This is a genomic window from Maribacter aquimarinus (assembly GCF_047345505.1).
Classification (GTDB): domain Bacteria; phylum Bacteroidota; class Bacteroidia; order Flavobacteriales; family Flavobacteriaceae; genus Maribacter.
Genome location: NZ_JBLFEO010000004.1, coordinates 233,122 through 246,242 on the forward strand (window position 1 = coordinate 233,122; position 13,121 = coordinate 246,242).

Sequence of the window (13,121 nt, forward strand, 5' to 3'; positions counted from 1 at the left end):
ACGTTTTAAATAGTTAGCGGGCATCCAAAACATAGCGCAGGTCGTCAATTTTTACGTTTACCATCCGGTTGTCTTCCAAGGGTTTAATGATGATGCGGCGGTTGCCGTCCACCTTTACCAAAAGGGGTGGGCCGTCCTGGGACAGCGGAACTTTGATGAAGTTGTTTCCAGGGTACCACTTCATCAGGGTATCCCTTACCACGGGCAAGAGTTGGTCTGCCTGCAGGGATTTGTTCCAAATGGACCAGGCATTGTAATAAAAGGACATGTCCATCCCCGTCATGATGTTCTCATCATTGAAGTCCCCAAAAAAAAGCAAGGTCATTCCGGTAGGTTCATTATTACCCTCTTGGTTGGGAAGTTCATATTTTACCGTTCTGCTTCCCGGGCCCTCCGAGATAATGCCCTTTTGGTTCAATTGCCAGCAGGCTTGTAAAAAGAATTCTTTGGACTGGCCCAATTTCAGATTGAACAGTAAAGAGTCCTTGATGACCCCACTCGCCATTTCCTTCCTTGCCAGTGCACTGTACCCCGAACCTGAGTTCGAGCAGGCGGCCAAGAGGACGAGCAGCACCAAGGCATAAATGTTAGGGTAATTGGTGAATTTCATATAATTGTAGCGAATCATTATTTGTCCCCACCCATAAGCTTTCTTTCCCACCGTGTTCCATCCATTTCAAATTACGAATCTGCCCACTTATGTTTAGGGGATGAACCTTATTGCTGTTCATGGTATGGTGGGGCCCAAAGATAGCCCATCCCTTGGAAGCATCACAACGTCCAAACTGCGGTTTGACAAGGTACTGGTTCCCGCCCATCCAAAGATCCGGATGGCCATCCTTGTCAATATCGTTTGAAGTGATGCTGTAAATGGGTGCGTACTGTGTTTCTGCCGGAAGTTCTTGGTGCACAAAACCATTTTCCCCGTTTATAAAAACAGAACTTACCAGAAGGCGGGCTTCAAGTTTGGTGGCGGCCAGCAACTGGTCTTCCGAAAAAAGATCGGCCATATGGGCACGGGCATAGTCCTTGTAATAGAGTAATTTTTTTTTGAGATGGGGCAGTTGGGAGACCAGTTCGTCCTTATCTGTCATCGGGACATACTTATCGTCCATTTTTTTACAGATGATCTGTTCTTGAAAGCCATTTCCATCAAAATCTGACAAGAACAGGGCCATTGGGGCTTGGTAAAATGTATTTCTCCCCAGATTACCGGCAATAAGATCTAGATCGCCATCCTGGTCCAAATCCGTAATGTGCAGGGCGCTCCACAGTCCTTCTGTGTTTCCAAACCCCAGTTGTAGGCTTTCATCTGAAAGCTGGCCCTTATGGTTCATGTACACTTTTATGGCCATCCACTCACCTACCACGATGAGGTCTTGCCATCCATCCTTGTTCAAATCTGCCCACTGCGCGGCAGTGATCATCCCCAAATCGGTGAAAAGCCCCTGCTGTGCGCTTTCAAAGTTTCCCTTGCCATCATTCTCCAGAAGATATCCGGAGCCGGGCCTTCCATATCGGTTGGTCTTGTAGCGCTCTCCCACAAAAAGGTCCATATCGCCATCGTGGTCGTAGTCCGTGGCGCAGACTGTCCCTGAACTGAAGGGTGCGGTAAAGGGCAGGGATGAGGTCGATTTTTTGAACGAGCCCAAGCCGGTGTTCAGGTAAAGGGCGTCAACCAGGTCCGTGGAGTACGGAGAATACGCTCTGCCACCGTGACAGACATAAAGGTCCATATCGCCATCGGAATCGGCATCAAAGAAGAGTGCGTCCGTTTCCTCGGCGTTCTTGTCCGCCATAAAAGGTTCCTGGGTAGGTGTGTACGCTTGGGGCCCGGACAGGAACAATGTCCCTGACTGATGTTTGGCACCGCCCAAAAAGACGTCCATTTTTCCGTCTTCGTTAAGGTCGGCCATGGCCAGGGCGGGTCCTTCGTTGCTGTGCATCCCGTGCAATAAGCGCTCATTATCAAAATCAATGTAGTTGTTCTCGCTATGGATGAAGGTAAATGGAGGTGCAATTTTGTTCAGAACGGCTGGTTCACCTTTCAATGGGGACTGGACACTGTCCGGTTCGGTGGGTTGTACAAGTTCCAAGGTACGGTTGGTGGGCACGTTGGTTAGAACGGTTTGGCTGCCGTTGGGCCACAGTACGGAGAGTGTGTCCACTATGTTCAAAGGCCCCAATCCAAAATGTAGGGTATGGGGCACGCTGCTTTGAAACCCACGGGACACGAAAAGTTGGCCATGGCCAAGTGTGCGGCCTTGATGTCTCAGCGTTGCACTGGCCCCGAGAGCTGCGCCACCATCCTCTTTTTTTTTGAGCTTAAGCATTAAACTGCGATGCGTTAGGGTGTCTGTGGTGTTTTCGTAAAGGAAGGAGGGCATGTTTACATTGTTCACCACAAGGTCCAGGTCCCCATCGCCATCCAGATCACCGTAGGCACTACCGTTGCTAAAGCTCGGCCGGTCCAGCCCCCAAGGGGCGGCAAACTTCTCAAAGGAGAAATCGCCATTGTTCTTAAAAACACCATTTACCACTGGTTGTGAGGGCATGGCGTCAATAAGGCGTGTAATGACATTCTTTTCCCTCCTGCGAAGGCTGTTCCTTATCTTCTCTTCATTTCCTTCAAACGCCAGGTAGTCCCGATCTAAAAGGTCCTTGTAAATCCCGTTGCTCACAAAGATGTCCTTGAGACCGTCATTGTCCATATCAAAGAGCAGGGCTCCCCAGCTCCATTCCGTATCGGCAACCCCCGCTTGCCGCCCTACCTCAAGAAAGCCCTGTGGGCCATAGCTACGCTGAAGGGTATTTCTGGCGTATTGATGAAAATATCCTTTCTTTACGGCCAACCGTTGTTTGTCCCAAGACTCAAAAAGGGTCTTGGTCTTTTTCCGTTGGTCCGTGGCAGGGAGCATTTCGGTAACCATTAGGTCGGGGAGCCCATCGTTGTTAAGGTCTGCCAGGTCTGCGCCCATGGCACCCATTGAAATGGAATGGAAGTAATCTTCCAGTGCCTCTGTGAATCCTCCCTTGGTGTTGTTGATGTAGAGGTAATCGCGTTCAAAGAAATCGTTGGCTATGTAAATGTCCGTCCAATTGTCATGGTTGAAGTCGCCAAGGGTAATGCCAAGCCCAAAGCCGATCTTGCTGTTATAAATGCCCACCTCTTGGGACACCTCTCTGAATTTTCCGCTGTCATTCCTAAAGAATTTGTTGCCGTTGCCCGTCTCATCTGGAATTTCCCGTTGTCCTTCAATAAGGTCAAAGCCACCAATGGAACGCAGGGAGTTGTTCAACACATAAGCATCCAGATCACCGTCTTTGTCATGGTCAAAGAAAGCAGCGTGCACGGAAAGACCTTCAATATCCAGTCCGTATTCCCTGGAGGCCTCTTTAAAGGTGAGGTCTCCCTGGTTCATGAACAGTTCATTGTGCCGGTTGGCACCCCCGGGGCGTCCAGATTTGCACACATAGAGATCAAGCAGGCCATCTTGGTCAATGTCCACAAAGGTGGCCCCCGTGCTCCAAACATTTTCACAGGCCACCCCGGCTTTTTCTGTGATGTCTTCGAACTGCCAGTTGCCCTTGTTCAAAAAGAGTTTGTTGCTTACCATGTTTCCGGTAAAGTAGATGTCTGTAAGTCCGTCATTGTTTACATCGCCCAGCGCTACGCCCCCACCATTGTAAAAATTTCTATAGAGATAGGGATTGAATTCCTCAGTGTAGGTGAGTTCATTTAAAAACTGCACTCCAGTGGTGCTGTCCCTCTGCACGTAAAGGGGGTGCTGTTCCGTAGGTTTTACTTGGCAAGCAAGGAATAGTAGCGAACAAAGAAGAGGGGCCAACCATTTCATGGTTTTTAGTAGCGTATTAAAACAAAGATTGGTGAAATAAAGATACATTACCCTGTTGGAAATGAGGTTGCCTTAACAAAAAAAAGGGTTGTTCCCGTAGGACAACCCTTTACGTTGCTCATTATGAATTGTTAATAGCCTGGATTCTGGGTCAAGGTCCCATCGGAGGCATTGATCTGATCAATGGGTATGGGCATTAGGTTCCTGAAGCTGTCGTTATTGGTTTTTTCCCACCAGCTGTCCTGGAATTTACCAAAACGTATCAGGTCTGTTCTTCTGCTGGATTCCTGGAACATTTCCTTGCCACGCTCGGCCAAAAAGGTGTCTGCATCCATTGTGGACAGCGGGCCCACACCTGCGCGATCCCTAAGGGCGTTGACATCTGGAAGCGCCAAGCTCCAGTCTCCGGCCGCCCTTGCACGGGCCTCCGCTCTCATCAGGTGCACGTCTCCCAAGCGAACAATGGGGTAATCATTGTTCATATTGGAACGGCCCAATAGTTCAAAGCTGAACTTTTTCATCCGGGCCCCGCCCTGACGAAGGGCGTTTGGCTCCAATTCGTTGATCTCTGGGGTGTAGTTTACCTGCAGGTCATCATCGTCCGCGGCAAAGTCGATCAGTGCGTTCCCTGAGAAATCCGTCTGTGGGCCCACCAAGAAGTTGGCCTCTTTTCTGAGGTCTCCGTCTTCGTAGGAGTTGTAAAATTCTTCCAATACCACAAATCCGTTCCAGGGCGCTTCGTCCAGACCATAGGTCAATTGACTCGGTCCATGCAGTGTCATTTGGTTGAAGTTCATTCCTCCATTGCCAATACTATTGTATTCCACGGACCAGATTATTTCTGGATTGTCCTCATTGGTTGGGGCAAAGATGGCCGCGTATCCCTCAAGTTCGGTGGGGTCGCTGTCCACATCCGGGCGTTTGGCCAGGTTGGGTTCAACACAGCCTTCTGCGCACAAGACATAGGGGCTGTTGTCAATGATGTAGGTGGCGGCCCAATCGGCTTCCTGGTACATGGGTGTACCTGTGTAAACTTCTGCGTTTAGATACAATTTTGCAAGAATGCCCAAAGCGGCATATTGGTTTATCCGGTAATTGTTGATGTCCGTGTTAAGGTCGCTTCCGGACAAATCCATACTGGCGGTCACGGCCGAAATGCCCAATGCGTCCAACAACTCACTTTCAACAAAATTGTACACATCCACACGCTCAGCCTGAGGGGCATCCGATCCCGGGGAGGTAACGATCTTTACCCTTCCGAAGGTATCCAATAGTCTCCAGTAGAAATAGGCGCGCAGTGCACGGACCTGGGCAGTTTGGTTGGCATTCAAATCCCCGCTGGCCAGTGCAATGTTGCACTCACCGATACCGCCGTATGATTGGTTCCAAGTTTCCTCGATACGCTCATGGGCAGCATCCCAAGTGTGGCGGTGCAGTTGGATCCAGATGCCGCCATCGAACCAGTCGCCCCCTTTTTGGGGTACGGCCATATCGTCTGCCGTAACTCCGTTTGTGGCAAAGAAACCGGTGTTTCCGGCGGTTCCGTCCCGTAGGCGGGCGAAGGGGGCCAGCAATGGGCCTCCATCTGAGCCTCCACCAGGGCCCGTAGAAACCCCTTCAATGGAAAACTCCTCAGTCAGGGAATCTTCCAGTTCATCGTCCAAATCGGTGCAAGAGAAGCCAATAAGGGCCAAACTTGCCAGTGTTAGTTTTAGTATTCGTCTCATAGTTATTTTTTTTAGAAATTAATGTTCACACCCAAGGTGACCGTTGTATTGGTAAAATAGGCTTCCCTTCTTTCTATGCCAGGAATAAGTACATTGGGCCTTCCGCTTTGTAGATTGCCCAAACCACCGCCGTCCACAAGGGCAGGCTCCGGATCTACACCGGTATAGTTGGTCAAGGTCCAAAGGTTCTGCCCGGCGAGGGACACCCGGAGACCTTTTATGTAATTGCTTTGGCTCATATCAAAGGTATAACCTACGGACATATTGTCCAAACGCAGAAAGTCTGCGCGCTCCACATAATAATCGCTGAACTGGGCCGTACGGATACTTGGATCCGCAAGATCGGTGTTCACAAAATTGTAAGAGGCCTGGGAACCAATGATGGGCTCATAGAAGGCCCTAAAGCTGTTTACCAAGCTGTGGCCCAACACGGCCCTAAAGAAGACGTTGGCGTCCCAATTCCCGTAGGAAATCTGGTTGGTCCATCCCAGTTCCACATCAGGGAGGGCAGTGCCCAACACCTGAAAATCGGCATCATCTGCCAGGGCACTTCCTTGGCCTGTGACCAAATTGCCATCACCATTTACATCACTGAGTATGGGCGTTCCGGCAGCATCGACCTGTCCGGACCAAACGGGCCCCCATATTTGCCCAATTTCCTCGCCCTCCTTCACCAAAATCACGTTGGTGTTGTTCTGGCCTGGGGATCCCAAATTGCCCAGAACTTGGTTTCCTTGAGCATTCTCTTCCAAAACGTTTTTGTTGTGGGTAACGATGATCCCAGTGTTGTATTTAAAGTTATCATCGCGGAACACATCGTAATTGGCAGAAAATTCCACTCCATTTACGCCCAGCGTCCCGGCGTTTTCCCAACGGCGGTCAAAACCGTTGAATTCGGAAGCTTCCACATTGGCAAGAATGATGAAATCCCGGATGTCCCTGGTAAAGAAATCCAAGGTGGCCCCAAAGCGATCGTTCGCAAACTCAAAACCGAGGTTGATCTCGGATTTTTCCTCCCATTTTAAATCGGGGTTGGCGGCCCTACCACCGGCTTGCGTGGTACTGGCACCGCTTTGGCCATCCGCACCATTCTGTACATTAAAGATCTGTTGGGACAGCCCCACTTCTGGCGGAATGGAACCGGTAACACCCCAGCCCAAACGGGCTTTCAACAGATTTACGTTTTCCAATTGCAGGTATTTGTTCAAATCTGCACCCACCGCCACGGCAGGGAAGATACCCCATTGGTTTTCCGATCCAAAACGGCTGGAACCTTCACGGCTCAGGGCAGCGTTAAGGTATATGGCATCGTCAAAAGTGGCGTTTAGCCTACCAAAGAAACGCACCACCCGATCGCCATCCTGACGCGCACTGTTTGCCTGGACACGGCCTCCTTCCAAAAGGTCTTGGGCCACCTCGATGCTGTTGCTAAAATCAAAATCCACACCGGCTGGAAAATCACCCAATTGAAGGTAGTTTTCGTTGAAGTCCGTCTCTTGGAAAGAATAACCACCGGTAATGGTGTAATCAATAAAGCTGTCTGCAGCGGTGCCCTTGAAGGTGGCATAGGTTTCAAAAAGGGTGAAGTTACGCTCCTGGGAAAGGAAGTCTGCCCTACCCCTTCGTGTGGGGCTCAACGCATTTCCACGCCAAAGATTGGTGGTGGGGTAATATTGGTTCCTGTCGTTTTTAAAATCTTCCTGTGCATAGTTCACGTTTATGCTCAGGGCGTCCGTGATCTTGTAATCAAGGTTCAAATTGTAGTTTAACGTGGTGGAAGAACCATCATTTCTGTTGAGTTCCGCAATGGAGACCGGGTTAAAGCTGTCAAAAAGTCCCAGGGTCTCAAAATAACCGCCGAACTGGGCAGAGTTGAATGCAAACGGAGCATCGTCTCCAAAGACCGGCGCGGTAGGGTTATAACTGGTGGCGTATCGGAGCGCCTCGTTGAAACCAATTTGGGAATCCCTGGTGGTGAAGGCGGTGTTCACCGTAACCTTAAGCCTATCATCAAAAAGACGTCCGGTAAAGTTGCTTCGGAAATTGGCCTGTTGAAATCCGGTGTTGATCAAGATCTCATCGGCGTCCCTGAAGTTCCCTGCAATGCGGTAGGTCATGTCCTCGGTGCCTCCCGAGGCGGAAATGTTGTGCACTTGGGAGATGCCGGTCTGGGTCACCTCGTCCCTCCAATCGGTGTCGCTGCCCAAATCGTTCCCGCCAGCGGCCAAGAACTCCTGCCTGTTCATAATGCTTATTTGGTTGGCAATGCCCTTAACACCCAATTGGCCATTGTAGGAGACCTGTAGCGGTTGTCCGCTCTTGCCTCCCTTGGTGGTAATGACGATCACCCCGGACGAGGCCCTGGAACCATAAATGGCCGCGGCCGAACCATCCTTGAGCACGGTAATGTTTTGAATGTCTGCGGGATCAACACTATCCAAGGAACCTCCCAGGATACCATCAATGACCACCAGGGGCTGTTGGTTACCGCCAACGGTAGAGATACCCCTTAACCTGATCACGGGTTGTTGGTTGGGGTTTCCCCCGCGGTTCACCACGCTAAGACCGGCCACCTTACCCTGTAAAAGTTGGGTGGGCTCGTTAATGACCCCTTGGTTGAAGTCTTCCACATTCACACTGGTCACCGCCGTGGTAATTTCTTTTTTGGCCTGGCTGCCATAACCAACCACAACCACCTCTTCCAGGGCCTGTGCATCTTCTTCCAGGGTTACATTGACCGTGGCTTGGCCATTGACGGCCACTTCCTGGTTTTTAAATCCAATGTAACTAAAGATCAATACGGCATCCGAACCAATGTCCGAAAGTGTATAGTTTCCGTCAAAATCAGTCTGTGTACCATTGGTGGTGCCCTTTACTACCACGTTGGCTCCCGGTAAGGGACCGTTGGCGTCGGAAACGGTACCCGAAACATCTTGGGAATGGGCAATGCCAAAGCACAAAAAAGCTCCAACAAGCGCCAAACTTTTTAATAAAGTAAACTTCATAAACAGTTAATTTAAAGTTGAGTTAATTGATATATAGGACTAAAATATGTAAATTACTTGTTAAATGTGCCCGAACTCTTCTTAGAAAGTTACGCAAACGGTTTCGTGTTGATAACTTTTTTTATTTTAAGGGTGCCATTGGTTTTTGCGCCCTTTTTCGGAATATCGTCAAAAGTACCCCTTTGTTTTTATGGAATAGGGATTTTTTGAAGTAGCGGGCATTTTGGCGCCCGCCGGAATTTGGGAACTGGGAAGCTGTTTGGCACAAGGTTTTTAATGAGCGGTAATTTCTTAACTTTACCCAAAACAAAACGTCACTTTCGGACGGTGCCCCATCCCCATGAAAAGAAAAATAACCCTAAAGCACATTGCCAAGGAACTGGAGGTCTCCATTTCCACGGTATCCAAGGCCCTTAAGAACAGTGATGAGATCGGCAAGGAGACCAAAGACAAGGTACAGGCCTTTGCCAAACTCTACAATTACCGGCCCAACAACATTGCCCTGAGCCTTAAGAACAAGCGCACCAAGAACATAGGGGTCATTATCCCCGATATTGTGCACCATTTTTTCACCACCGTTTTCAGGGGCATTGAAAAGTATGCCAACGCACGCGGCTACAATGTGGTGGTGTGCGTCTCGGACGAATCTTTTGACAAGGAGGTGATCAACATGGAACTTTTGGCCAATGGCAGTGTGGACGGTTTCATCATGTCCCTTTCCGCGGAAACACAGTCCAAAAATGATTACAACCACCTGGGGCAGATCACCGAGCAGGGCATTCCCTTGGTGCTTTTTGATCGGGTCACGGATGAGGTGGAATGTGACAAGGTGGTGATCAATGACCGCGACATAGCGCACAAAGCGGTTGCCATGATGTTGCAACAGGGCAGGAAGCGCATCGGGCTCATTACCACCAAGAGTTTTTTCAATGTGAGCCTGAGCCGGGAGGCGGGTTACCGGGATGCCCTCCGGGAGGCCGGTTTGGCCTATGATCCCGATCTGGTGCTCATCTTGCCCTATAAGGATACTGATGAGGCGCCCATAAAAAACTTCTTTAAAGAGCATCGGGTGGATGGCGTGCTGTGCGTAAATGAGTTTTTTGCCGTTCTGGGCATGAACGTGGTGCAGGACATGGGACTTACCATCCCCGATGACATTGCCTTTATTGGCTTTACGGACGGCATCCTCTCCAAGTATTTCCGGCCCAAGCTCACCACCGTGGCCCAGCACGGCGAGAAAATGGGGGAAACGGCCGCAAGGATGCTCATTGAAAGGGTAGAGGATGAGCCCCTGGACGATGATCCCAGTTACCGTACGGAGGTCATTGAGGCCACCATCATACAAAGGGAGACCACCTGAGCGGTGCGCCCAAGGCACCCATGCCCATTGGCCCCCGACACAATCAGTGCAGCTCTATGATCATGGGCCGCATGGCCTTGACCTTTAGTTTCCTTGCCCCTGACAGGGTGGTGCCCGTTAACACTTCCCTGCCGGAAAGGGGTCCTTGCAGTATTTCCCGGAACCGGGCCAGGTCCAAGTCTTGGTCTTTTTTGTTCTTGCTGAGCACCACCATTACTTTTTTGTTGTCATTGTACCGGAAGTACACGTAGAGCTCTTCCTTGTTCTTCGGGGCAAAATGCATCAGCTTCCCGTGGTGCACCACCGGGTTGTTCTTGCGCCAGTTCATCAACCGCTGCACAAACTGCTGCGCTTCCCTTTCCTGGGGATCCAGGCCCTGCCCGGTAAAGGCATTTTTTTCATCGCCCGGCCATCCGCCGTAGAAATCGGAACGGATGGTACCGTGATCGTCCGTGCCGGGATTTTTCATGAGCACCTCGGTGCCGTAGTACAGTTGCGGAATGCCCCTCACCGTGGCCACAAAGGTCAGGGCCAGCCTGTACTTGTCCAGATCTTCGCCCACCTGGGTGTAGATGCGGGACATGTCATGATTGTCCGGGAACACCACCAGATTGTGCGGATCTGGGTAGAGGTGGTCCTGCCCCAGCATGGTGTAGAGATCGGTCCAGGAAGAGGCCCAAGTGGGTTCGTTGTTCAGGGAAGTGATCATGGCATCGTGCAAGGGAAAGTCCATTAGGCTTTTCAGATCCGAGGTATAGCCATTGGCATTGTCCTTGCCCTTTTGCCAGTAGGATACCATGGCGGGACGGGTTACCCATTCCTCGCCCACAATGTTAAAATGCGGGTATTCCCGCATCACGGCCTTGGTCCAATCGCTCATGAAGTACATGTCGGGGTAGGGGTAGGTATCCATCCGGATGCCCGAAATTCCGGAGTATTCGATCCACCACAGGGTGTTTTGTATGAGGTAGGTGGCCATGGTGCTGTTCTCTTGGTTCAGGTCTGGCATGGTGGGCACAAACCACCCCTTGAAGAATTCCTTCCGATCCAATTTGGAGGCATAGGGGTCCAGGATCACTGTTTTTTGGTGATTGGTCTGGGTGTACTCCGGCCATTGGTTGATCCAATCGGCCGCGGGAAGGTCCGCCATCCACCAATGTTCCAGGCCGCAGTGGTTCACGATCATGTCCATGATCACCTTCATGCCTTTGTTTGCCGCCGTTTTGCACAAGGCCTTAAAGCTGGCGTTGCTGCCATAGCGGGGATCTACCTTATAAAAATCCGTGGTGCTGTAGCCGTGGTAGCTGTAGGTGGGCATGTCATTTTCCAAAACGGGGTTCATCCAGATGGCGGTGAAGCCCAGGTCCTTGATGTAGTCCAAGCTGTTCAGGATCCCGGCCAGGTCGCCCCCGTGACGGCCACTCTTTAGGGAACGGTTGGCACGTTCTTTCATCCCGGGCACATTGTCATTGCGGGTATCGCCGTTGGCAAAACGGTCCGGGGTAATGAGGTAGATGGCGTCCGAGGCGTTAAAACCCTGGAGCTCCTTCCTTCCTGCTTCCCGCTCCAAAATGGGGAAGGTGTGGGAAAAGGAAGTGGTTCCGTTGGTAAAGTTCAAGGCTGCCATGCCCGGGACGGCTTCCTCACCGATCTCCAGGGTAATAAAGCTGTATTTGGGACTTTCCAACTTTTTTACGCCCGTGATCCGTACGTGTTCATAGGGCGATAATTGCACTTGGTAGGTGATCAGGTCCTTGCCGTACACCATCAGTTCCACTTCGTTGTGCACCATCCCGGTCCACCAATTGGGCGGTTCCACACGGGCAATGGGACTGGTTTGAAGCTGCCCATCATCGCTCAGGTCTTGGTTCAATGGCCCATCGGCCAGCTGTTCCATGCCCCTTGTTTCCGAGGAAATTGGCCCTAAGGGTGCTGCGCTTTGGGCATTCCCGGAAAACAGGCCCAAGAAAATAGTGGATAGTAAGACGATGTACTTCATGTTCTTGTCGTTTTGGGTGTTCAACCCAGATTAAGCAATAGAAATTCCCCGCCTGAAAGGAACGGGCAGGTATTACGGCTGCAGATCCCTGCAAAATCAATCGTTGCACTGACTTTTGCTCACTCACCGTAGCGATGGCTACCCGCCCGTACCGAACGGTACGTTCGGGCGGGCCTGCCCGACTGAGTCATTCAGGCGGGCGCCTCAATCGCAAAAGTCTTGATTTTATTGGGCTTTGCACCCTCATTTCGAAAGTCTAGTGCATAATCTGGGTTCAACAATTTGGATGCCGAAGTGGGCCGTTTGCCCACTCTTGTTGGGTTGTTTTACTCCACCTTGAAGCTGTACAGGTTGGAACTGGCGGTATTTCCCGCCGCATCCCTGGCCACCACTTTCCAGAAATAGGTGGTGTTGGCGTTCAGTGGCACATTCTGCAATTCGGGTTCGGTCACGGTATCCAAGAGGGTGCTGCCGTCGGCGTCATCCAAATACACATCGTAATCGCTAAGGTCGCCATCCACATCGCTCCCTTGCCAGACCAAGGAGACCGCGTTGCCGGTAACGGTGGCTCCCGATGGCGGACTCACCAATTCCGGGGGAAAGGGGGCAAAGTTTACCTGGGCCTCCCCGGCCAGATAAAAGCGCCACTGTTCACTTTGGGCCGTTTCGGTGCTTCCATTGGACCTGGAGGTCACGGACCAGGCATAGGGGTTGGCCTTGTCCAGGGTCAACGTGGCATTGCTTTCGCCCACTACGGTGTTCGTGGTGGCATTGGTGTTCAGGTTGGTCACGCTGAGCTCGTAAGTGTCCGTGTTGGCCGCGGCATTCCAAGAGAAGGCCACGCTGCTCTGGTCCGCGTTCAGCGAGGTGGCGGTAAGGCAGATCAGGTTGTTGGCCGGCTCCAGCAATGTGGCCGCCACCGGGGGCTGGGGTGTTGGCTCTGGAGCGGGATCGTCCCCGCCGCCGCAGCCAAGGAGCAGGCCTGCAAACAGGATATAAAATAGGGTGTGGATTTTAAGGGGATGTTTCATCTGTACAGTATTATTGTTCTTTAATTCATCTTAAAAATCCACCTGCTTTGCAGGTGGTCATGTTCTGAGGGCTATGCCTATTTTTGTTGTATGGGTAAATATAGGAAACTCAGCCATGTTGTCTACAAATGTGATTATCACA

7 protein-coding genes are annotated in these 13,121 nt (G+C 51.1%); 1 reads left to right on the top strand and 6 read right to left on the bottom strand.

From position 1 onward, the window contains the following. Positions 1–13: 13 nt before the first annotated feature. The 4 genes from ACKWCC_RS04815 to ACKWCC_RS04830 all read right to left on the bottom strand — a co-directional run bounded on the left by ACKWCC_RS04815 (position 14) and on the right by ACKWCC_RS04830 (position 8,589). Entirely contained in the window at positions 14–610 is a 597-nt protein-coding gene (locus ACKWCC_RS04815; RefSeq protein ID WP_413994772.1) for a hypothetical protein, read from the bottom strand. Next, positions 588–3,752: a VCBS repeat-containing protein gene (locus tag ACKWCC_RS04820; RefSeq protein ID WP_413994773.1), complete on the bottom strand. Its 3,165-nt coding sequence runs from the start codon at positions 3,750–3,752 to the stop codon at positions 588–590. The genes ACKWCC_RS04815 and ACKWCC_RS04820 overlap by 23 nt, the downstream gene beginning before the upstream one ends. A gap of 236 nt (positions 3,753–3,988) precedes the next feature. Beyond that, complete coding sequence (locus tag ACKWCC_RS04825; RefSeq protein ID WP_413994774.1) at positions 3,989–5,584, bottom strand: RagB/SusD family nutrient uptake outer membrane protein; 1,596 nt, start codon at positions 5,582–5,584, stop codon at positions 3,989–3,991. An 11-nt stretch (positions 5,585–5,595) separates the two neighbouring features. Continuing rightward, positions 5,596–8,589, bottom strand: a complete 2,994-nt coding sequence (locus ACKWCC_RS04830; protein ID WP_413994775.1) for a SusC/RagA family TonB-linked outer membrane protein — start codon at positions 8,587–8,589, stop codon at positions 5,596–5,598. A gap of 340 nt (positions 8,590–8,929) precedes the next feature. Between ACKWCC_RS04830 and ACKWCC_RS04835 the strand changes: the two genes are divergently transcribed. Continuing rightward, positions 8,930–9,949, top strand: coding sequence for a LacI family DNA-binding transcriptional regulator (locus ACKWCC_RS04835; protein ID WP_413994776.1), 1,020 nt, complete (start codon positions 8,930–8,932; stop codon positions 9,947–9,949). A gap of 43 nt (positions 9,950–9,992) precedes the next feature. Here ACKWCC_RS04835 and ACKWCC_RS04840 read toward each other — a convergent pair whose 3' ends face one another. Both ACKWCC_RS04840 and ACKWCC_RS04845 read right to left on the bottom strand, forming a co-directional pair. Next, entirely contained in the window at positions 9,993–11,948 is a 1,956-nt protein-coding gene (locus ACKWCC_RS04840) for a glycoside hydrolase family 13 protein (protein WP_413994777.1), read from the bottom strand. Between the two features lie 326 nt (positions 11,949–12,274). Next, complete coding sequence (locus ACKWCC_RS04845; protein WP_413994778.1) at positions 12,275–12,979, bottom strand: fibronectin type III domain-containing protein; 705 nt, start codon at positions 12,977–12,979, stop codon at positions 12,275–12,277. Between the last annotated feature and the right edge of the window lie 142 nt (positions 12,980–13,121).

Coding starts and splice junctions, on each gene's coding strand:
- ACKWCC_RS04815 (WP_413994772.1), bottom strand. CDS start 610: ATGAAATTCACCAATTACCCTAACATTTATGCCTTGGTGCTGCTCGTC.
- ACKWCC_RS04825 (WP_413994774.1), bottom strand. CDS start 5,584: ATGAGACGAATACTAAAACTAACACTGGCAAGTTTGGCCCTTATTGGC.
- ACKWCC_RS04830 (WP_413994775.1), bottom strand. CDS start 8,589: ATGAAGTTTACTTTATTAAAAAGTTTGGCGCTTGTTGGAGCTTTTTTG.
- ACKWCC_RS04835 (WP_413994776.1), top strand. CDS start 8,930: ATGAAAAGAAAAATAACCCTAAAGCACATTGCCAAGGAACTGGAGGTC.
- ACKWCC_RS04840 (WP_413994777.1), bottom strand. CDS start 11,948: ATGAAGTACATCGTCTTACTATCCACTATTTTCTTGGGCCTGTTTTCC.
- ACKWCC_RS04845 (WP_413994778.1), bottom strand. CDS start 12,979: ATGAAACATCCCCTTAAAATCCACACCCTATTTTATATCCTGTTTGCA.